This is a genomic window from Pseudarthrobacter sp. GQ63, assembly GCF_059758765.1.
Genome location: NZ_JCAXEF010000001.1, coordinates 662,411 through 681,177, shown reverse-complemented (window position 1 = coordinate 681,177; position 18,767 = coordinate 662,411). Strand labels below are relative to the sequence as shown.

24 protein-coding genes are annotated in these 18,767 nt (G+C 59.8%); 11 read left to right on the top strand and 13 right to left on the bottom strand.

The features are described 5' to 3' along the window. Nucleotides 1-392 precede the first annotated feature (392 nt). Together AC6CHP_RS03255 and AC6CHP_RS03250 are read right to left on the bottom strand one after the other, a co-directional pair. Nucleotides 393-716: a histone-like nucleoid-structuring protein Lsr2 gene (locus AC6CHP_RS03255; protein WP_498228170.1), complete on the bottom strand. Its 324-nt coding sequence runs from the start codon at nucleotides 714-716 to the stop codon at nucleotides 393-395. A gap of 174 nt (nucleotides 717-890) precedes the next feature. After that, the gene (locus AC6CHP_RS03250) at nucleotides 891-1,661 is read right to left on the bottom strand and encodes a hypothetical protein (protein ID WP_498228169.1); all 771 of its coding nucleotides are present in this window, start codon (nucleotides 1,659-1,661) and stop codon (nucleotides 891-893) included. Nucleotides 1,662-2,240: 579 nt separating this feature from the next. Here AC6CHP_RS03250 and AC6CHP_RS03245 point away from each other — a divergent pair. Next, nucleotides 2,241-2,828, top strand: coding sequence for a recombinase family protein (locus AC6CHP_RS03245; protein ID WP_498228168.1), 588 nt, complete (start codon nucleotides 2,241-2,243; stop codon nucleotides 2,826-2,828). Nucleotides 2,829-2,918: 90 nt separating this feature from the next. Here the strand turns inward: AC6CHP_RS03245 and AC6CHP_RS03240 are convergent, their stop codons facing one another. Continuing rightward, nucleotides 2,919-3,599, bottom strand: a complete 681-nt coding sequence (locus tag AC6CHP_RS03240; protein WP_498228167.1) for a hypothetical protein — start codon at nucleotides 3,597-3,599, stop codon at nucleotides 2,919-2,921. 698 nt (nucleotides 3,600-4,297) lie between these two features. On the opposite strand from AC6CHP_RS03240, the gene AC6CHP_RS03235 reads away from it, so the two are divergent. From AC6CHP_RS03235 to AC6CHP_RS03210, 6 genes are all read left to right on the top strand, one after another. Further along, nucleotides 4,298-4,753, top strand: coding sequence for an HNH endonuclease (locus AC6CHP_RS03235; protein WP_498228166.1), 456 nt, complete (start codon nucleotides 4,298-4,300; stop codon nucleotides 4,751-4,753). 337 nt (nucleotides 4,754-5,090) lie between these two features. Further along, nucleotides 5,091-6,425, top strand: coding sequence for a hypothetical protein (locus tag AC6CHP_RS03230; RefSeq protein WP_498228165.1), 1,335 nt, complete (start codon nucleotides 5,091-5,093; stop codon nucleotides 6,423-6,425). A 23-nt stretch (nucleotides 6,426-6,448) separates the two neighbouring features. Continuing rightward, nucleotides 6,449-7,132, top strand: a complete 684-nt coding sequence (locus AC6CHP_RS03225; RefSeq protein ID WP_498228164.1) for a hypothetical protein — start codon at nucleotides 6,449-6,451, stop codon at nucleotides 7,130-7,132. A 146-nt stretch (nucleotides 7,133-7,278) separates the two neighbouring features. Next, nucleotides 7,279-7,443, top strand: a complete 165-nt coding sequence (locus tag AC6CHP_RS03220) for a hypothetical protein (protein ID WP_498228163.1) — start codon at nucleotides 7,279-7,281, stop codon at nucleotides 7,441-7,443. After that, a complete protein-coding gene (locus AC6CHP_RS03215; RefSeq protein ID WP_498228162.1) occupies nucleotides 7,443-8,117 on the top strand; it encodes a helicase associated domain-containing protein in 675 nt (224 codons plus the stop codon). Before AC6CHP_RS03220 ends, AC6CHP_RS03215 begins: the two co-directional genes overlap by 1 nt. After that, nucleotides 8,114-8,467, top strand: coding sequence for a hypothetical protein (locus AC6CHP_RS03210; protein ID WP_498228161.1), 354 nt, complete (start codon nucleotides 8,114-8,116; stop codon nucleotides 8,465-8,467). The genes AC6CHP_RS03215 and AC6CHP_RS03210 overlap by 4 nt, the downstream gene beginning before the upstream one ends. A gap of 410 nt (nucleotides 8,468-8,877) precedes the next feature. Here AC6CHP_RS03210 and AC6CHP_RS03205 read toward each other — a convergent pair whose 3' ends face one another. The 4 genes from AC6CHP_RS03205 to AC6CHP_RS03190 form a co-directional block, all read right to left on the bottom strand. Continuing rightward, a complete protein-coding gene (locus AC6CHP_RS03205) occupies nucleotides 8,878-9,210 on the bottom strand; it encodes a hypothetical protein (RefSeq protein WP_498228160.1) in 333 nt (110 codons plus the stop codon). A gap of 91 nt (nucleotides 9,211-9,301) precedes the next feature. After that, nucleotides 9,302-11,053 carry a hypothetical protein gene (locus AC6CHP_RS03200; RefSeq protein ID WP_498228159.1) on the bottom strand — a complete coding sequence of 584 codons (1,752 nt, stop codon included), beginning with the start codon at nucleotides 11,051-11,053 and terminating at the stop codon, nucleotides 9,302-9,304. A 554-nt stretch (nucleotides 11,054-11,607) separates the two neighbouring features. Further along, nucleotides 11,608-11,859, bottom strand: a complete 252-nt coding sequence (locus AC6CHP_RS03195; RefSeq protein WP_498228158.1) for a helix-turn-helix domain-containing protein — start codon at nucleotides 11,857-11,859, stop codon at nucleotides 11,608-11,610. A 35-nt stretch (nucleotides 11,860-11,894) separates the two neighbouring features. Beyond that, nucleotides 11,895-12,218, bottom strand: a complete 324-nt coding sequence (locus AC6CHP_RS03190; protein WP_498228157.1) for a hypothetical protein — start codon at nucleotides 12,216-12,218, stop codon at nucleotides 11,895-11,897. A gap of 49 nt (nucleotides 12,219-12,267) precedes the next feature. Between AC6CHP_RS03190 and AC6CHP_RS03185 the strand changes: the two genes are divergently transcribed. Next, the gene (locus tag AC6CHP_RS03185) at nucleotides 12,268-12,546 is read left to right on the top strand and encodes a hypothetical protein (protein ID WP_498228156.1); all 279 of its coding nucleotides are present in this window, start codon (nucleotides 12,268-12,270) and stop codon (nucleotides 12,544-12,546) included. Nucleotides 12,547-12,834: 288 nt separating this feature from the next. Here the strand turns inward: AC6CHP_RS03185 and AC6CHP_RS03180 are convergent, their stop codons facing one another. Beyond that, on the bottom strand, nucleotides 12,835-13,449 hold the full coding sequence (locus AC6CHP_RS03180; RefSeq protein ID WP_498228155.1) for a hypothetical protein: 615 nt from the start codon (nucleotides 13,447-13,449) through the stop codon (nucleotides 12,835-12,837). Nucleotides 13,450-13,675: 226 nt separating this feature from the next. Here AC6CHP_RS03180 and AC6CHP_RS03175 point away from each other — a divergent pair, with 226 nt between their 5' ends. Further along, the gene (locus AC6CHP_RS03175) at nucleotides 13,676-13,840 is read left to right on the top strand and encodes a hypothetical protein (protein ID WP_498228154.1); all 165 of its coding nucleotides are present in this window, start codon (nucleotides 13,676-13,678) and stop codon (nucleotides 13,838-13,840) included. A gap of 50 nt (nucleotides 13,841-13,890) precedes the next feature. Here AC6CHP_RS03175 and AC6CHP_RS03170 read toward each other — a convergent pair whose 3' ends face one another. The 4 genes from AC6CHP_RS03170 to AC6CHP_RS03155 form a co-directional block, all read right to left on the bottom strand. Beyond that, the gene (locus AC6CHP_RS03170; RefSeq protein ID WP_498228153.1) at nucleotides 13,891-14,406 is read right to left on the bottom strand and encodes a hypothetical protein; all 516 of its coding nucleotides are present in this window, start codon (nucleotides 14,404-14,406) and stop codon (nucleotides 13,891-13,893) included. 1 nt (nucleotide 14,407) lies between these two features. Next, nucleotides 14,408-14,887: a hypothetical protein gene (locus tag AC6CHP_RS03165; RefSeq protein WP_498228152.1), complete on the bottom strand. Its 480-nt coding sequence runs from the start codon at nucleotides 14,885-14,887 to the stop codon at nucleotides 14,408-14,410. Nucleotides 14,888-14,941: 54 nt separating this feature from the next. Beyond that, on the bottom strand, nucleotides 14,942-15,328 hold the full coding sequence (locus AC6CHP_RS03160) for a hypothetical protein (RefSeq protein ID WP_498228151.1): 387 nt from the start codon (nucleotides 15,326-15,328) through the stop codon (nucleotides 14,942-14,944). Nucleotides 15,329-15,409: 81 nt separating this feature from the next. Beyond that, nucleotides 15,410-15,655, bottom strand: coding sequence for a hypothetical protein (locus AC6CHP_RS03155; protein ID WP_498228150.1), 246 nt, complete (start codon nucleotides 15,653-15,655; stop codon nucleotides 15,410-15,412). A 365-nt stretch (nucleotides 15,656-16,020) separates the two neighbouring features. On the opposite strand from AC6CHP_RS03155, the gene AC6CHP_RS03150 reads away from it, so the two are divergent. Both AC6CHP_RS03150 and AC6CHP_RS03145 read left to right on the top strand, forming a co-directional pair. Further along, nucleotides 16,021-17,187, top strand: coding sequence for a hypothetical protein (locus AC6CHP_RS03150; protein WP_498228149.1), 1,167 nt, complete (start codon nucleotides 16,021-16,023; stop codon nucleotides 17,185-17,187). A 21-nt stretch (nucleotides 17,188-17,208) separates the two neighbouring features. Then, nucleotides 17,209-17,808: a hypothetical protein gene (locus AC6CHP_RS03145; protein WP_498228148.1), complete on the top strand. Its 600-nt coding sequence runs from the start codon at nucleotides 17,209-17,211 to the stop codon at nucleotides 17,806-17,808. Nucleotides 17,809-18,535: 727 nt separating this feature from the next. Here AC6CHP_RS03145 and AC6CHP_RS03140 read toward each other — a convergent pair. Then, the gene (locus AC6CHP_RS03140) at nucleotides 18,536-18,766 is read right to left on the bottom strand and encodes an RCC1-like domain-containing protein (protein ID WP_498228147.1); all 231 of its coding nucleotides are present in this window, start codon (nucleotides 18,764-18,766) and stop codon (nucleotides 18,536-18,538) included. Nucleotide 18,767: the final 1 nt, after the last annotated feature.

Genomic DNA, 18,767 nt, shown 5'->3' with positions numbered 1-18,767 from the left:
CCGAGGGTTAGCGGGTCGTCACTCGTCAGCCTGATTTCGGGACATCTTGACTGGCGCGCACGTTAGCACCCATGCCGTCACTACCAGTTGGGACAGCGCCGCCCGGGTCCTGAACCTGATCGATGGTTGCTGTGGTCATCCGCAATCTGCCTCCTAACAACCCACAGTGACAACGAGATGACAGTACTCATCTCCGAATCAGCGGCCACGGTATCGTTTTCGTAGCGGATGCGGCCTTTCAGGCGAATAGGGCTTTCGTCCCGGCACTGTAAATTTCTAATGCATCGCCATACTCGGTAGCGCATTTTTACGGCAAACCCACCCGTTACCTCCCTGACGCCGGGTGAAGAGCTTGCTGCCTCCCAACCTAGAGCGCGTCGCCCAATACGCGCCTAGCTAAGCGAAGCTACATACCGCTGGACCACGCCCTCCTTGATGCGGCCGCGGGGGTTCACTTCAAGACCGTTCGCTGACGCCCAGGCTCGGACAGCCTTGGCGTCAGTTACCGGTGCCAGCCGGCGGACGCTGGCGGTCTTTCCTGCACTCTCTTTGCGAGCAACCGCGATAAAACGGGTAAGTTCGCTCCGGAGTGCATCCGCGTTCTGCCCTGCCAGGTCAATTTCATACTCGATGCCGTCCAGTTCAAAGCGGACAGTCTCAGTCGCCTCGGATCCGTCGAGGTCGTCAATCAGTTCAATCACGGTGCGTGTAGCCATCCGATGATGGTAACCAGACAGCAAGCTGACTATGCGGAGCAACACTTCAGCCAGAAGGTGATTCAGATCACATGAACGCTCCACTCCTCAGTCAGCATCGTCGGAACTTAGCACCCCCGGGACTCAAACCAACTTGGTCTTCAAGATGGCGACGGGCGCACGCCTTGTTCAGGTTCAGGCACTGTGGTGGTGATGTCCCAAGTAGATTGCGCCAAACCGGATCACCAAGGGTCGCAAGCCACTCACAAAATACTCATTCAATCCCGAGATAGCCCTGTAGCTGTCTATAGCAGCAAGGATGGCCCCACATGCCGCCACGGACACACGGTCTTGAGTGATGGGTTCCTGATATAAGTCGAAACCCGTATCTGGGTCGAACGAAAAGTAAGGTGCGGCACTCAGGAGAGTTGGATGTGACACCTGCGTTTCCAAGAGCCACTGCTGGTACATGTGCCCGTACTTTTCCAAGTCCGTATCCACTACATGCTTTAGCGCTTGCAGATTGTCGAAGGTGACTAAATCTTCGTCCTGCTCCTGGATGGCTGCTTCCATTTTCTCTATAAGCTCGGGGCCATGCTGCCAACCGCTCCTTTGGGCTTCAATAATCTTCTCAAGGCTTTTAGCGCGCATGCGTAGGGCAACTTCAACAAATTCGGCACCCGCAGCTTGTGCCCACCGAAGCCTTATTCCGTGCTCCATCATCGATCGGATGAGAGGTGCGGCTTCCTCCGCATAACCTGCCGCTTCAAGCTTTAGGGCGGCTTCCCCTGTCCTACTCACCCGAACCAACCAACCCCAAGCCAAGGCAACGGCAAATGCTTCAGCCTGCTCCTGCCGACTCCAATTAGTCATAGCTTTTGGAGGTGGCATGGGGGCTTCTTGCCAGAGCGCAACGAAATCAGCGTAAAGCAGTTCCGGGGAATCAGCACTCTGACTTTTCTGCATTTGCGATCTCCTATCGACGAAGGACTCTTGCAGCTGGTCGCTTGACTTTAGAGTGAACGGTCACGAGAGTACCGGATAACGTTCTGCCGGACGACTGGCCGCCGGAGGTGAATCAGTATCCGTATTCCGTGTTTCCGCCTCTTATCCAGCACTTTGATGCGACCGACGTCAGTCGGACGATGCCCGGAGATGCGGTGTCGCGATGACCTCCCCCATGACAATCGACTCAACGAGGGTCAAGCGGGCCCGTCCCTTCTCTTGCTGAAAGGGCCTAGTGTTCCTTGGCCTATTACTGCAGGTGAAGGATGGCCTGGAGTGGGGATGTGGAGAAGTGCGAGTGCGGCCGTTAGCTGGGACGAGCGACCCACGATCGAGAGATGCCCAGCGCTTCTAGCCCCAAGATCCGGGCGCCAAAACTCTCAGAATCACGATCCTTTCCGCGAGCCCGTTCCACTCCCCCTGTCAGACCCCCTAAGTACTCTCAGAACAGTCGCAGAATCTATCCCTCACTTGGGGTTGTGTTTTGCGAGACTCATCTCGAACAGGACCAGGTGGCCGAACTAAGAGGGGTGGAGACGAATGGTGACCATAGGCTACGCGAGAGTCAGCACGGTGAGTCAGTCGCTCCAGGCGCAGGAAGCCCATCTACGTGCCGCCGGCTGCGAGGTCATCTATGCGGACGTCATGACCGGATCGGCCGCATCGCGGCCCGAGTGGGACGCCTGCAGAAAGGCGCTGCGACCTGGCGATACCTTGATCATCACCCGCCTGGACCGAATGGGGCGGAGCATCAAGCACCTGCTTGAAGTGGCCGAGTCCCTGCAGGAAAAGGGCGTGACGCTGCGAGTTCTTGAGCAGGCGATCGACACATCAACGCCGCAAGGCACGCTCACACTGCATCTGCTTAGTGCGCTGGCGCAGTTCGAGCTGAGCCAGGTATCGGAGCGGACCCGCAGTGCCCTAGCCGGGCGGGCGCGCGGGCGGAAGGGCGGTCGACCTAAGGCACTATCCCCCAAGGCCATGCAAAGGGCTCAGGAACTCTACGATTCCAGACAGATGACGGTTAAAGAGGTGGCAAGGGCTGTCGGCGTCAGCGAGGCCACGATTTACCGATCCATAACGACGGAGGCCGAGCGTCGAAAGGCAGGAGCTCCGCCTCGGCATTAGGTCCTCGCCGGCACCGCGCAGGGGACCAGACGGCACGAGACCGAAGCAGTGTCCTGAACTGGCGGCCGCCACCGTGCACCGACGGATGGCCTAGGCTACGTGATAAGTCACCCGTCTGGAACCGAATGGACCGTCTTGAAGCAGAAGCCTCATGTACCCCGAACTCGGGATTCTGCGGATAGCCGCGACCATTTGGCTGACTGTTCGGCGAAGGTGGTCGTACTCAGTCAGTTCGACTTGAACAAAGTCGATTTTGGGGGTTGCAGAAAAGATGACAAACCAGTAGTCGCGGTTGGGGTAAGCCTCCGCCAAATGGTCCCTCAGTTCTGGCAGCAGTAGGAGTAGTTGGACCGCGTCACGCTCACTGCCTCGCTTGTCTCCTAACTGAACAGTGCATCTTACCCGGTGGGCATTCAGCGCCCGGCGAGTCTTGGCTTCGCCCCAGGATCGAAAAAATTCACGCGCTTGCTTCCAGACATGAATAAGCACATCGGTGGCTACTCCCGTGGCGATCGCCAAAATGATTTCTCCTGCGCCTCCCAAACCTTTGAGTGGCATGGGGGCAACGTTGAGACCAGCGCGAGAAAGATAATCCAAAACGAACTTTCGGATTTCTACCGACGATGATTCCTCGTTGAATGCACCGTCACCTACTGCTACGCCCACGGTTCCCTCCGGGTTGTAGGGAATATAGCCACAGGCGCTCGTCGCAGGTGTGCTATCACTGCCTGGGGTATCGCCCGCATCGAAGTGGTCAGTTGCTCGTACCATTTATCCACTCCCACTTCAGGCATCCTGGTGCTGTGATTCGTACCTTAGCCTGCCACATCTACGATTAGTGGACTGCCCTCGGCACCAGCTAAAAGCGTGATGAATGTGGTCGAAATCAAGCCCGGCGGTTTCACCCAACCAACACGGACCTCGGCCTACGGAGCCACCTTGCAGAATCCACCGGAGCCCTATCGTTTTCCGGTAGGAATAAGGCATGACCAGTTCCACGTACGACAAGCCCATGACTGTTCCCGTCAGTCCTGCCACCAATTTCTGGTGGGCATTCCAGACCCAGAACTTCCGGCATGTCTACCCCGACGGCACGTTGTGGGCACCCTTGCGAGGGGCGAGCGGGCAGCGCGTCGCCTCTTGGGAGACGCTGCATGATGTCCGGCCGGGAGACGTCGTGCTGAACTTCAAAAGCCCGGCAGTTCAGGGCATCAGCCTCGTGGCCACCCTACCGACGCCTTCTTATCCGCCTGTTCGCGGATACAGGGAGCCAGCCGACACGAACGGCATCCTGGTACTCACCGATCCCCTCTGCGAAGTTTGGATACCGCGGGAGGACGCCTATACGATCCTGCCACCAGGCGAAGGCCCGGTCACAGCGATAGGCGGCTCCAACAACGGGTACCTATACCCTATTGACCGCGACGCCGCCCTGAAACTGCTGTACCAGGCAGAGCTGGAAATCGGCGATGGCGGAGATAGAGAGCTGGACAGGGGGGTGGCCTTCCGAGCCATACCTCGGCGGCCCAAGCGACAAGTTGACCCTCGCCGCCGTTCGGACCGAGCAGCGCTATCTGCGGAACCAGCAACTGCAGCTCCGGGGCAGCTCGTGCTCTCTCTGCGGGCACTCCTATCCGGACGAGTTCTTGGTCGCCGCCCATATCAAACCCCGCTCGAAGTGCTCCGAGAGGGAGCGCATGGACACTCGCAACGTGTCGATGCTGGCTTGCCTGTTTGGTTGCGATGCGCTCTTTGAGCGCGGCTACCTCATCGTCGGTGCTGACGGAACCATCGGGGCTGGCAAATCGGGACACGGACAGGTTCGGGACTACCTCGGGACCCTCTTCCGACGCACCTGCCTCGCTCATGACGAGCGGTCGCGGGACTACTTCGCCTGGCATCGGGAGCACCACCTGCCGGGGTAGCTGACCGACCCTAATCCCGTGTTGGCAGTCCGGGTTACCTCGAAGGAACTTGAGACAACAACTTGAACCGGGTTGCTGAGACAATTTTGACCTCGAAAGCAGGAGACAGAAGGTTTAGGGATCCTGGTGTTATTACCTATAGTTCGTGAGACAGTCCGAGCGCCCGTCGCTTGTCATGCACTTGGGGAGCCCGTAGTACTTTTGACTAATGGGGGATAGACGCGGGGAAAGAATTCGTACAAATCGCTACTCGGAGTTTCGTCAGGCGACCCGGCGCCACGCGCCTTCGGAACTAATCCCTTTCGTTGCCGCGCTGTCTGCTCCTCAGACCTATGAAATGGACATGCAGAAGTGGGCCAAAGTCGTCCCGCCGTGGGCATATGCGGCGATGGCACGAGACTGTTTACTCCACAGTGACGAACGCCGTCACAAGCAGGTAGACGAGCGAGCCATAATCCACATGCGCGAGTTGTTTACCAACGCGCATGAACCATACAAGGAAACCCCGGGTATCTTCGCGATGATCTCCGGCTATGTGTACGAGCAGGCTCTCTACCAGCGGACCGAATCGCAAGAGATGGCGCGGTCGTATTTGCTCTACACCCAGACCCGTGTCGACCAGCGGCATCAGGAGCCGTCGGAACAGGACTGGGCGGAATACCTCGGTCTACCTCTGAGAACGGCGTTGACGGCGTCATTTATCCTGTGTGCCCTTACTGCGGAACAGGGCGGGAGGTTTGACCCCAGCTTCATTGGCTCAGAAACCTACGCGGCAATGGATAGCGTTCTGCCTGCCGAGCATCTGCAGCGTGCACTAGATCTCCTTACAACGTCTGTTCCTGAAGCTAAGGCCCGGGCAAGAGAGACGACACAACTGCCACCCGAACTCCAGCGGTATGCATTTAGCCCACTTGTTGAACGCCCGTTTGTGGCTTTTGAGACGCCAGGCGTGCGGTACGCCCCTCAACCCAAATTCATTAGTAGGGCCTTCTCGACCGAAAACCTCTACTACAGGGGGATCAAAAGATGGGGTGAGAAGTTCGGACCTGCCTTTGGTGCTCGAGTCGAGGCGTACACCGGCATGCAATTGAAGCACACTGGTCAGCACATCGTGTTTCCCGAATTTTCCTGGCATAAGCCCCGGGCGGGAAAGATGCTCTCGTCCGACTGGTTCCTTATTACACCGGCGGCAACTGTCTTGATCGAGTGCAAGTCCGCCAGAATGAGCCTGGAAGCTAAAGCCGGCACCGCCGCGGCCGATGATCTCCTTGATAGGTATGTTGGGCGCGCCTACCGTCAGCTGGCGCAGAATGCCGCTCAAATCACCAAGGGAAATCCGGCCTTCGCACATATCCCCGCAGACCGGCCACTGATAGGTCTCGTCGTGACCGCGGAGCCTATGTTTGGGGCTAACCATGTAGAGATGCGTGAGCGCTTTGGAACTCCGAACCTACCCGTCTTGACTGCCTCACTGGAGGATATAGAACTAATCTCATCCTTGTCCCCTGAATTGGTCGGTGAGTCCCTCCTGCAGATAACCACGGATCCGGAGCTTGCGACCTGGAGCGTCAGGGAATCGGTTATGCAGACGATCGGGCGTGAACATATCCCGCACAATGAATTGATTGAGCTTACTTTTGACGAGCTCGTGCCGTTTGGGGACAGGCCTTAAGAGGGCGGGAGGAATTACCCTCGATGAACTTGAACCCATCCCGCCGCCCGTGGACGTTCGCCGCGGTCTGCGTCATGGTCCCCGCGCTGACGCTGATGGTGTTCAACCTGGCCGATCCCGTGATCCAGCTGATGCCCTGGTACGTGGCCACCTACCTGTTGATCGGGACCTGCATCTTCGGCCCAACCGGGAGAGTGCCGTCGCTGCGGCAGGCCGTTGCGTTCCTGCTTCCCGGCGCCCTGCTCGTGGCGCTGGCTCTGACAGACTTCGGCTGGTGGTGCGGTGGCTGGCTGCTCGGGCTCCCGGCCTGGGGTCTGCTGCTGAGCCGGTGGACTCCGGAGAACCCGCTCCCGGCAGTGCAGGTGCTGAAGTTCCTTGGACTGTTGCTGCTGGGCATGACGATCTACACGCTGAACATCATCTACCCACTCTTCAGCTTCACCGTGTTCTTCCTGCCGATCATCGCCCTCGTCCGGCTGACCGACCCCGAGTACCGGGTAAGGCACCGGCAGTCCGCCACCGAAACCCTCCTCGCCTTGGCCGCGGTCGTGGTGGTCTGTGCGATTCCCGTCCCCAAAGGGGCGTACAGCTCCCCCTGGATGTATGCCGGCGCGGCCGCCAGTGCAGGGCTGGTGATCGCCTTTTGGGCGCAGCGTGTCCCCCGCAGATTTCGGCGCACACTGCTCAATAACGGGGCCATCATCTAGGTTCGCAGTTTTGGCGTCGACAACGATCAAACGGCCGCGAACGGAGGAATTGAGCAGGGTGCGCTCAGCGAACGGGGGCGCACCTTTTTTGTGCCCGGCCGATGGTGAGTCGCCTAGGCTGAGGGCACCGACTATTGGGGGTAGTAATGACTCTGACACCAGCGTTTGGCATCATTGGCATCCTGTATGCGATCTTCATGATCGTGCTGGCCGGGTTGGCGGTCTACGCCCTTGTCCTGGTCATCGTCTTCCTGCGGCTGCGGATCGCCGAGCTGAAGCGGGCAGCCCCGCCCAGGAATCCGCAGGTCTGATGAAGCAGATCAAACGGCCGGCACCGAATCCGGAGTGGGTCCTGATGTACCGCAAGGGCATCCCGACCTCGAAGATCGCTGCTGGCGCCGGCGTCGCCGAGACCACGGTCCGCTACCATCTGGCGATTGCCGCCAAGCAGGACCCGGGCCTTCGGGCGGACCACCAGGCGGCCCTGCCGCCGGCTGCGCCGTGGGTGACCGCGCAGGGCCAGCGCAACATGGAGGAGGTCCTGGCGTTCTACAAGGCCGAGGGCAGGCTGCCCGTCGCCAGCCGATCCGCCCGGGAAACCGTCTTGGCCGGCTGGCTGGTCCGGCGCCGTGCAGAGGCTGCCGCACGCACCCTCTCCCCCGCCTATGCTGCCCTCGACGCGATCCCGAACTGGCGTGACTATCCGGCCAAACGCGATGCCGACGCAGCCCGGTGGAACCAGCGCTCGGCTGAGGTCGCCGCCTACCTGGCTGCAGGCAACCAGTGGCCCCGGCACAAGAAGACTGAGGACCAGTACGAACGCACCCTGGGCGTCTGGCTCCACGGTCAGCGCATGGACTACCGGGCCGGGAAGCTGACCGCGGCCAAGGAGGCCCGGCTCAACGAGGTCATCCCCGGCTGGCGTCAGGGCAGGAAGCCGGGGCGGGGAGCAAAAAAGCGTCCGGGCGAGAGGCATTCAATGTGAAGATCACTTTGACCGTCAAGGACTGGGTCTTGATTGACGCGACCATCGACAGCACCGTCGCGATCGCAGCCCAGGATGGTCACGCGGCCACAGCCGCACACGGCTACGCGATCCGGGAGAGCGGCTGGGATGCCTCGCGCAGCCATCCCGAGGCTGGACAGGGGTTCGCTGGCTGGCCGCCCGAGGATGCGGAACTGGCCCGAGACCTGCCAGTCGAGGCCTGGCGGTTCAGCGTCGACCAGCTGCGCCGATGGGACAAGGTGGACAACTTCATCAGCCCCCGCAGCGAAGGAGAGCCGGAATCAAAGAAGCAGGATCTGGCGCGCAAGCTTGAAGAGTATGTCAGCTGAAGCTGAGGTGCATCGATTTCTCTGAAGCGGACTCTGGCAGGCGTTCGACCCAGTATTCTGCATGGCATGACTATTGGGGAACAGACGTCGATACGGACACAGGGACACAGGTCTCGCCGATCGAGGACGGCGGCTCGATGGAGCTGGTCCGCTTGCCTGCGTGGGAGGTCAAATTTAGACGGGCGACAACCCGGATGAACTCGCGCACTTCGTGTGCTGCCCGGATCTGGACTGGCGAAAGACGCTGTGCGGCTACGAAGCAACAGAAGACGACGTCATCCTGCCTGACTACAGCATGATTTGCACCATGTGCGTCGAAGTCTGCCGAGGCATGGGAGTCGAACCGGGATCCGGGCAGTGCCCCATCGACAACCAGCCGTGCCCAGACAATGAAGAGGTTGACCGGCTCATCAATGAGCGCACCTCGGACTAGAAGTCGACAGCGTTGGGAGTCCCTGGCTAACCGGAGATGCTGAAGAAGGACTTCGGTCGTCGGCGCCCAGCAGGTCGTGGTGGAACATAATGGCGTCCACAGGCCGGGTGTCCACGAACAGGACCGCGACCTCACGGGAATGGACCACGGTGTAGCGGGTGAGGTCTTCCACCCAGGAATGGATCCCGGTGTGCTCCTCGACAAACAGCCCGTCCCCGAGCAGTCCCCGCTCCTCAAGCAGGTCATAGACAACATTCCAAGCGAGATCCATCAGTTCATGGATCGCCGCCTGAACCGTTGGAGTCGTCATAGCTCGATGGTCCTCCCGGGCACGGAGATCCTTCCGGAGGCGCCGTGGCGTTAATTTCGGCCAGTCGGTGCAGCAAGATTCCAGTCGCTTGTTATCCCCCGCCCGATGCGGCGCTCGTAGCGACGAGAGCTAGGTATGCCAACCACACTGCCACACCTGATGAGGCCAGCGAAAGAAGTGCCACCAACAAGGACCAACGCTGCGATCGGATGCCCTCGATGGAAGCGTTCAAACTACTGGAGAGGCCGAGGATGCTCAAAAGCTCACGGTCGAGGTCAGCCAGCCTGCGTGCATCGTCTGCCTGCCGCTTAGCCCAATCCTTCAAGAGGCCATTCTTCGACTCTCCCCAGCTATCAGCTACACGTCTGCGGGTCGCCAGCTCGGGAACCTCCCACTCATAGCGGTGGGCACTGGCTGCCAGCGCCTCAATGTCACGGGCGACGGTAGCCATGTCGAGGCTTGACCGGAGGACAGATTCTCGCAGCTTCTTAGCGCTTACGACCGGTCGACTGGAGTGCAGAGAGCTTGCCTGGTCACGGGCACGAGCTACGGCCTTCTGTTTGATTCGCAGCAGCTCAAATAATCCGTAGCGAGTGATCAATCCAGGGGCACCGTATTGAACATCGATCATGATCCCTTGCTCGCTACGCTTATCACCCTTGTATTTGAATTCATTCTTCCGCCCGAGCGCATCATTATAATTGGCAACCAATGCCAAGCCTGCATCACGCGAATCGCGATTGGTAGTTTCGAATTCGTAGTCCATAATCCTTAGGCTTTCCCACTGCGGCGCGTGGAATAGCGAGAAAGGGTTCTCATCCAGGCCCAGAGCACGTTCAAAATTCGTGTTATTGCGGTCATGTTCTATTGTCGTAAACGGATCGAATTTCTGAGTGAATAGAAGGTCGAGTGCTGGATGCGAGGCCCTTGCTTCGATGGCGAAGAGACCCGGAAGCTCGCGCGCGAGCCAATCTCTCCCCGCTTGATGCAGTTCCTCGCGTTTCATTTGCACAGCTTCGAGCGCCACAAACATACGTTGACGGACGTGCAGACGCCCCCTGTCCATGCGAAGCCGCGGCTGGTAGTCCGCCCGCAGAGCGTCGTCGAGTGATGCGGCGGCGGCATCGGTCAAGTCGAAACGAGCCACAACTGCGGTTAGAGCAGATCCAAGTGGCAGCAGGCTAAGAGAAATCGTCTTGAATGGGTCGGGCAGACGCGTCCGCACCGCGCCTGGAAAGAAGCCTTGGCGGTCATGACTAACTAGCGTCGCAAAGTTGTTTATACCGAGCGAACCGGCACGCTGGCGTCCCTGTCGAACAGTATCGCCGGCTGATCCCGGTCGCATGAACTCTGCCCGACTCCACTTGCGCGATCCGATCCGTCGTGCCAGGTCCTCAGCGTGGCTGGGTGAATAGTATTCGACCAGCCAGAAGTACGGTAAAGACACCTTTTCACCTTCGGGAACGACCACGTTGTATAACGGGTCATCAAGGTCGGAAATCTTTTCCCGGTCGTAATGGTTGAAAATTCGCAGCCAGTTTTGCGCCCGATTGATTGCCCGCCGTGCAGCGTTGGGCATTTTCGCCCAGTAGCGCCGGCGTACGAACATGAGATTTAGCAGCCGATAGGGCAGGTCATACCACCGAAATGCCATACCGATCTCCGGCACTAGACGAAACTGCCGATCCACTTCGTCGCGTACACGAATGTCATTCCCAACCAAGGGTTCTGCTGGTTCGCTAGAGGCTACCGCACTTCGGTCCTCAGACACCGGTACCTGATCCGAGACTGGTGAGGCAGCTGATTCGTCCTCAGAGAAGGCACCGTCGTCTTCAATTGTCATGCCTCCATCGTATTCGGAGGTCTATTGTTTACCGTCCGGCTGCCTTCAGGAGGGTGCCTGAAGCGGAGCTGGCTTATGTCGCGGAGCTGCATGAGTAGTCGATTCCGAAAACGTGCAGTTAGATGCGCGGTCGCCGTGATTGCGGACGTCGCGTTGGTCTTTTGCAGTTCGGCTTCTAACGGCGAGCCGGGAAAGAATCGTGGGCGAGGTTAAGCCCCCCTCATACCTGCTTTTCAGGAGTGCCAGAAGTCGACATTCTGCAGTCAAATCGTCGCTCCCATTTCGGCACCTAACCGATGGCTTTTTGGAGGTCAGATGCCAGCTGTTGCGGTCCTCGCAGGGGTATGCCCGCAACGGCTTTTTGCCGGGCATCCCTTTGGCGTGGATGGCCTCCAGGGCGCGCAAGGCCAGGCCCTGGTTCGGGTAAGCGTTTTTCTGGCAGACCCTTTGGGGTCCTTCGTTCGGTTGACCGAACGGTTTACACCCGCCTACAGCCGCCATCTTCACAGCGGTCTTGCGGGACGGACCATGCCACACGGCAGAGACTTCGGCCTCTATTCCTCACCAGTCTCGCCCTCGTCCTTGAGCTCTCCGGCGGCGATGCGCTCTGCTGTGCGCCGGTACGCCTCAGCAATGTAGTCCTCGACGTCCTGAATGCCGATGCGCCACACGCCCCGGCCGCCAACCTGTAAAGCTCGAAGGTCGCCGGACTTGATGAGGGCCCGGATCTGGTTCTGGTTCACGTTCAGCTCTTCCGCTGCCTGCGGAATGGTCAGGAAGCGGCGCGGGCGCGGTTCGTCACTCACCCGGCCATCCTATGTGCGGCCCTGCCGGGCACTGCTCATTCGCGCTGCCGGCGGCCGCGAACGCTGATGACCTCGGTAACGCCGGCCAGGGCCAGCGGGAATGATACGACGGCGGCCAGGTGACGCAGCAGGCTGTAGGGATCATCCATCGTCGCCCAGCCCACGAGGATCCCTGGCAGCCCAACACAGACGGTCACCCAGACGGGGTTGCCCCGGACGCCCGACCATATGGCGGCAGCGAGGGACAGCGCGCACCGAAAGAAGATGTAGCGGTTACCGATCCACACCTCCTGCTGCTCGGCGGGAGCCGGCGACATTACGAGGGGCGGACCGTTGACACCCAAACCCGTGGCGGTCATTCTGAGTGGGCTGGGGAGCTTTGATCCATAGCACCCACAGGAGACCAGGATGAAGATTGAGTTCGACTACGGCGGAAGAACATTTCTCGTTGAAAAGAGGGACATTCTGAAGTGGGACATCTTCGCCGTGAACGTAGCCGTTGGTGGAAAAATCTCACTTGAGAAAGACCTCCACACAGGCGAGGACATATATGTGAACTGGGACCACGTAGGAGTATTTCGCCGGGTCACGACAAGTTCGGATGATGCGGAACCCGCTGTCCCGCCACATATCCCTTCCAAACAGGAGCGGAGGTTAATAGCCCGAGGCCTCCGAGAGTCAGAGTAGCCGGCGGATCCCTGAACGGGTTCGACCTGGATGACCTGAACTGTGTCCACTCGGTGCCGCGGTGGTTCGGTTCAACATCCGGCCCGTTCAAAGGTGTCGGTGGTGCCGCAATGACCTGGTTCCAGCTCACCGTCGTCTACTCAGAGAAGGTCATGGTGCTGTTCGCCAACGACCGGCTGTACGGGGTCGCCCCGTTCGACGCCGAGGCGCTGATGAGGGTGGACCCGGACGACTTACCCGCACGCCGCTGCCGGCACCGGGGCGGGAAGCTTCGCAGCGATAGTCGTCCTACACCTCTTCGACGTGCCGCTCCGTGCCCTGCAGCCTTTCGAAGGAGCCGATAAGCCGGGTGTTGTCCGCCAGCTTTTCTGCAAGTTGTTCCGCGGATTCACGAGCATCCCAATACTCGTAAGAAGAGCCACCACCATGAACGTGATAAAGGACGGCTAACAGGTCCAGCTCGAGCCGGCTTCTGAGATCCTGGATGCCTCTTTCCAGGTCTCCTAGCTGCCCGTCATACTCAGGCTTCCTAGCGGCGTCGGCGAGAAATTCACGTGTCGATCTGTCTGACCGCTCCTTGTAAAGGGCGGATCTTGTAGCCTCCAGTTGCTGGGGTGTTGCCTCGTCCGTACCCCGCCGGCCATTCCTGATAGCGATGACCAGTCCGATAATCGCAACGATCGTCTGCACGCCATCAAGGACGAGATGGACGTCCCACGGGTTCTGATACGAGATCTCCCTAACCGTGATTAGGCTTCGGTATCGCGTAAAGAAGTCCGGCGGCGGGTCGCGGGGGTCTATGTCTTCGGCGCTGGCGAGGGTGGCCGCCAGGCTGACCTCATCAACAACAGCCCGGAGGAACAGCTCGGCGTCTTCAGCGGAGAGCTCTGGCTCGGTGTACATGACATAGCGAAGCATTTCAGCACACTGTCTTATATGCCATGGCGGCCTCCTGACGCAGGTGTGTCAAGGATAGGACCTCGCATGGCCCCGGCGGCAAGGCGGGGAAGCCAGATTAGGTAGGCACAGGAGACGAACCAGTAGTTGTGGGATACACCCCTACTGGTAGGTTTTTGCTTCGGCGGCTTTTGCTATGCCCGTATTGCTGGGGCACCGTACAGGGTTGGTCATGTATAAATACAGCCGTGGCGGACTCAGTGCTCTGGCGTACATGCAGAACCTCTACCGGCACGGCGGCTTCATGGGCTACCCCGAAGACCTGCTGGAAGACATCGAAACTGAACAGCGCCACATCAAACGCCTCACCGCCGAGGCGCTTGCCAAAGCCTTCTAGGCCAACAGAGAGGCCGCGGTCTGTTCAGTCGGATCGGGGCCTCTCCCGTGTCAGGCTGAGCGCTTGGCCTCTTCCATGAGGAGCTTGTCGAAGCTGTCCAGACCGTAGTCGGGGGCGGTGACGGTGGCGACAATCTGCCGGTCTGTGGTTCGGTCACCCGTGGCTTTGAGCTCCAGGCAGGGGACTCCGTTGATGCTCAACGGAAGCTTGCCGCTGAACTCAATCAGTTGCCGGAACCGGTCCACGGTGATCCGGCTGGAGGGGTCGCCGGTGCTTTCAACGAGGAACTCGTTGACGGCCTCCGTCAGGTTCGTTAGAAACCGCTTCTCCCGCTGTATTTCGTTAGTGACGAAAAGGATCGTGAGCACCAAAGATGAGACAGCGGAGACGGTGAATACCACCCCGACATTCCGCAGCGGCGGGATAAAGATCATGAAGAACAGGCACACGACGACCATCATGATCACGGCACCGACGAATTGGTACCCGGCGTCCTTCGCCGGCCGGCCGGACCACTGCTTTTGGGTGATGCTGGCGATGATTTTCACATGCATTGCAGGAGCCATGTCAGTTACCCTTCACTTCGAGCAGCGCCTCGGCCATCACAACGGCCTCCCTGGCAGCCTTCAAATCGTCCTGGAGCCCACCATCCGGGGTAGCGACGGCGATGCCCTCCGCTGTCCCGGCCAGCCCCAGCATGGCCTCACTGAGCCGCGCCCTCTCCCCCGCCAGCTCACGTGAGGACGTCAGCTTCTGCTTACTCAGCTCAAGGTTGTGCAGGGACCCGTCGATCTGGTCAACCTTGGCTTGGACTGCTGCCAGGCGGGCATTGACCCGCTCCGACCGGCCGTGGAAAACGGCCACCATGTTCGCCGCTACCCCTTGGAGGTCTTTGAGGCCGGCCGAGCGGGCCGGATCCCCGCCCCGCAGAAGCGCCTCCAGACGGCTGCTGCGCTCGGTCCACTCGTCGAAACCGAACTGATTCTGCTCGGCCGCGGTGCTGACCGCCCACAGGATGTAGCTGAGCTTGGTCTGCCTGGTCTTCAAGCTGGCTGCAGCCGTATCGAGGCGCTGTAGGAATTCCGCATAGTTGTCCACGTGTCAGATCCCCGAGTAAGACGGCGCAGCCTCTTCCTTCATCTCGCGCGAGAGACCCATGCCCATGAGGACGAGCAGCGGGACCGCCAGGAGAACGGTGAAGAAGAGGATCGCGCCGCCGGCAAACGGGATGGCCATGAGTGCGGCGAGCAGGGCAAAGCCGGCGAAGCTGATGGCGGTAATCGGCGCACCGCGGGTCTTTCCGCGCTGCATTGCCAGGAGCACGATACCGGAGGCGATATTGCCCAGGGCGGCGATCAGCAGGAGGAGACCGGCGATCACGTTGGCGCCAAAACCCACGCCGGAAGCGAGCAGCAGGATAAGGCCCAGCACGATACCGACGATGCCAGCGGCTACCCGGAATCCGGAGGACTTGGGCTTCGGTGGCACTGGCTGAGACCATTGCGGGGCGTACTGCTGGGGCGGGTAGGGAGCGTACTGGGGCTGCTGCGGACCCGGAGGCTGCTGCTGCTACGTGCAGGGCTGCTGGCCATACGGCGCAGGTGGCGCCTGGTTGTACTGCGGCTGCTGGCTGCCCTGGAAGTTGCCGGGCGCCGTGAACGGCTGGCCTTCAGGCTGTTGCGGAGCCGGCGGCACCGGCGGGTAGTTCTCGGTCATTGCATCCCCCAGGACGTAGTGATGGTTGAAGTCAGGGTACAGGTGCCCGCCCTTGGCACAGGACAGCTTTCGATCAAGGCTTCCGAAGTATCTCCCCACCTTCCGAACTTTTCCTGACCGGCACAGGAAAGCCCCGAGCCATCGAACTCCTGCTGACTGCCGTGGTCTTGTTGGCAACCGGCTTTGCATTTCTCAGCCCGAGAGGCGCAGCCCGGGAAACGGTCCGTACATCGGCCTCGTCCTAGCATGCATCCTCCGTCCCTCCGGCGAGATGGCCTACTCCGGCTGCCTGCTGCGAAACGGTGGCGAGCGTTACTCCGTTTACTGGAACTCCGGTACCCGTTGGCGGGTGAATCGCCCTCCTTCATGTGGACCTTCGCCGCGCTGCGTGACCAAATTGGAGGTCAATCACCTGGGTAGGCGATACTTACTGGCTAGTTGCTAAATACGATTATGGGGGCCCTGTGGGACTTGAAGAAGACGCCGTTGTTGTTCCGCTCGTCCCACTGGAAGCGGAGCCCAGCACGGAGGTGATGCTCCGCATGCTGATGAATCGAGAGGCGCTCATCATCAGCCGCGTCGCAAAGCCCGCGGGCAGCACCCCGACGGGCATGGTCGCGCAAACCTCGGGAGCATTCGCGAAGGCAATTAGCCAAGCGGCAGGACAAGCCGGCCGTGCCGCATCAACCGAAGGTCTGTACCAGGTTATCCTGCCAACCGGATCGGTGGCACGGGATCTCGTCCCTGCCGTTGGGGGCGGTTTTCGGGGAATCGCCCGCGCCAGCGGGTCAACAAAAATCGTCGGGCACGCACGGCTGGTACCGGCGGTGGCGGGCACTGGTGCCACCGTTGCAGCTGGGCCTCTCATCGCAACCGTGGGCCTTGCCGTTGCCGGAGAGATGCTCGCGCAGCACCAGATGCACAAGAAGCTCGACGCGATCAAAAACGCCGTGACCGGGATTCAGGTCCGTATGGATGAGCAAGAGCGCTCCGTGTTGACAACAGCAGAGCAACAAGCTCGAAAGGTTGCCGGGTACTTGTTGGATCAGGCGCATATACCCTCTATTTCGTCTGCTGCACATGCATTCGGCGAGCTCGATGCCCTGACAAACACATACATCAACCGCCTCGATCGTTGGCTGGAGACCGCCGAGAAATACCAGGGCTCGGACCGTGTGTACGGACCGGATCTTATGAAGGAGCTCGTCGACAAACGGGACAACCAAGCACAGAAATTCGAGCAGATGGTAGTCCAGACTTATCAGGCACTTGCACTAAGGGCACGAGTGGTTGTGCTTGAGAAGATCGCAGCTGAGTTCTCCAACGGGGATCGTTCGCTTCCTCATGTCGAGAAGGTCCTCCGTAGCGAGCTTCTGGTACTCGCCGACCGACAGTCGCAGCTCGTGGGCCTGCTTGATGACCTCAATGTTTTGCAGATTGATTCAAGCAAGGTACCTATCGCATTCGCAGGTAAGGGCACCATTGGGGCTCGGACCAGCTTCGGCCGTCTCGCACGAGCACTTCACGCTACTCCGGACAGTTTGCCCCTTTTGACTGAGTCTGATCAGACCGTCCTCGAGCTCGCTCCGACATCAGAAGGATTGGCGGTCATCGAGCCGGCCGAGAAGTAGCCAGTGTGGAATGCTTCGAGCATGACTAACGCAGACTCGACATCGTACGATTTGCCTATCGAGGCATGGGAGGTTCTCCTCCGCGCGCACCAGGACTTCCAGTCCGAGGCCTCGCCAGCCTATGACGAGGTGTTCTTTGAAATTAGCGAACGTGTGCGCGATTCAGCCAGCATCGGCAAGGCCGACATTGGCTCCCTGCTTTTCTGGAAGAGGTTACGCGCCGATACCCGCTGGGTCAGGGACCTGTTGGCCATGAGAGACGCTGAGGTTCGCCTAGTCACAGCGAAGGCTGTGGCAGCTGTCAGCGACACTTCCAGGGGCGTACCCGCTGCTGCTAGCGCGGGCCGCGCCGCCCTGTCCACGCTGCCAGGTTTCGTGCGAGGAGATGCTCTGGCATCGGCGCTTCTGACGGCAGCCGCGCCGGCACACATGGCCGTGTACGACCGACGCGCCCAAAAGGGATTGGAAGCGCTCGGGCTCTCGTTGTCTTCAGCGCGGGGAAGGTATGGACGCTACATGCAAATCGTCGGCGACCTCTCATCTGCGGCGAAGGGGCACGGCCACGATTGGTCCGCTCGCGAAGTCGACCTTGCACTGTACTGGTTGGGCGGCCGAGTCTGACTTCGCATAGGGTTCTGCCCCGCCTCCCGCTTGCCCATACCAGCTCCCGCCGTGCCAAGGGAACACGCCTAGCCCAGGCATCATGAAGGGGTTTCTCCGCTTCGCAGCCTTAGTTCGCCACGCACTCGGCGCTTGGATTTCGAGATCGGCTGATGTTCGCAGAACCTTTTACCCATTGTTCTCTTCGACCGCAGAACTTTAGGTTCTTCAGGTTCTTCATGCCTCCTCCGGACTTTTCCTACGAGCGGTGAGGCCGATTCACTCCTTGACGAGATGTTCTCCAGAACCGAACCTTCTCGAAATTCAGACCTTTCGAGATTCGGCAAGAGACGCACATTCGACAGCCTCGTCCTGGCCAACATCGCCGAAATGCCAAGTACGCCCGGACCCGCCTGGTTTGAACCCTAACAAGAAACCTGGCTCCGAAACGGAGATAACAAGACGTCCAAAGCAACGTCAACCACCATGCCCCGGCCGCCACCGGTCCAACCTGGCTCACCCGCTAACCAGCACAGACGGCGTCACCAGCATGTGCTCGTACCCGAACTGCCTTAGATCGCTGGCAGTACAAGACATCTGCCCTCAACCAGCGCGACATATAGCGATCACAGAACGCCGCCACTTATCGGCAAAATCCACACCCTGTGACTGCTTGCTCAGGTTCTTTGAAAACGAAGGATCCCGAGAATCGAGGCAATCGAGAACGAGAGTTCCCCTTCGTCAGGCCTCAGCCCACTTGCACCGGCACCGTGGAGTTGGAGGTGGTGCCGTTGCCAAGCTGACCTCGGTCGTTGAGACCCCAGACCCATACGCTTTCGTGGTCGTCACCGCGTATCCCGATTCGTAAGAGGTGGTCATGTCCTGGACGCCCGTCAGCCCCGTGACGAGCTATGTCTGCCGCTCCATCTTTCGCCAGTTGCAAACCATCATGGCTTGACAGAACCCATAGAAGAGTCATT

Coding starts and splice junctions, on each gene's coding strand:
- AC6CHP_RS03145 (WP_498228148.1), top strand. CDS start 17,209: ATGACTAACGCAGACTCGACATCGTACGATTTGCCTATCGAGGCATGG.
- AC6CHP_RS03140 (WP_498228147.1), bottom strand. CDS start 18,766: ATGACTCTTCTATGGGTTCTGTCAAGCCATGATGGTTTGCAACTGGCG.
- AC6CHP_RS03190 (WP_498228157.1), bottom strand. CDS start 12,218: ATGACCGCCACGGGTTTGGGTGTCAACGGTCCGCCCCTCGTAATGTCG.
- AC6CHP_RS03230 (WP_498228165.1), top strand. CDS start 5,091: ATGGACATGCAGAAGTGGGCCAAAGTCGTCCCGCCGTGGGCATATGCG.
- AC6CHP_RS03225 (WP_498228164.1), top strand. CDS start 6,449: ATGAACTTGAACCCATCCCGCCGCCCGTGGACGTTCGCCGCGGTCTGC.
- AC6CHP_RS03205 (WP_498228160.1), bottom strand. CDS start 9,210: ATGACGACTCCAACGGTTCAGGCGGCGATCCATGAACTGATGGATCTC.
- AC6CHP_RS03185 (WP_498228156.1), top strand. CDS start 12,268: ATGAAGATTGAGTTCGACTACGGCGGAAGAACATTTCTCGTTGAAAAG.
- AC6CHP_RS03200 (WP_498228159.1), bottom strand. CDS start 11,053: ATGACAATTGAAGACGACGGTGCCTTCTCTGAGGACGAATCAGCTGCC.
- AC6CHP_RS03240 (WP_498228167.1), bottom strand. CDS start 3,599: ATGGTACGAGCAACTGACCACTTCGATGCGGGCGATACCCCAGGCAGT.
- AC6CHP_RS03215 (WP_498228162.1), top strand. CDS start 7,443: ATGAAGCAGATCAAACGGCCGGCACCGAATCCGGAGTGGGTCCTGATG.
- AC6CHP_RS03175 (WP_498228154.1), top strand. CDS start 13,676: ATGTATAAATACAGCCGTGGCGGACTCAGTGCTCTGGCGTACATGCAG.
- AC6CHP_RS03180 (WP_498228155.1), bottom strand. CDS start 13,449: ATGTACACCGAGCCAGAGCTCTCCGCTGAAGACGCCGAGCTGTTCCTC.
- AC6CHP_RS03255 (WP_498228170.1), bottom strand. CDS start 716: ATGGCTACACGCACCGTGATTGAACTGATTGACGACCTCGACGGATCC.
- AC6CHP_RS03235 (WP_498228166.1), top strand. CDS start 4,298: ATGGCGGAGATAGAGAGCTGGACAGGGGGGTGGCCTTCCGAGCCATAC.
- AC6CHP_RS03170 (WP_498228153.1), bottom strand. CDS start 14,406: ATGGCTCCTGCAATGCATGTGAAAATCATCGCCAGCATCACCCAAAAG.
- AC6CHP_RS03220 (WP_498228163.1), top strand. CDS start 7,279: ATGACTCTGACACCAGCGTTTGGCATCATTGGCATCCTGTATGCGATC.
- AC6CHP_RS03250 (WP_498228169.1), bottom strand. CDS start 1,661: ATGCAGAAAAGTCAGAGTGCTGATTCCCCGGAACTGCTTTACGCTGAT.
- AC6CHP_RS03245 (WP_498228168.1), top strand. CDS start 2,241: ATGGTGACCATAGGCTACGCGAGAGTCAGCACGGTGAGTCAGTCGCTC.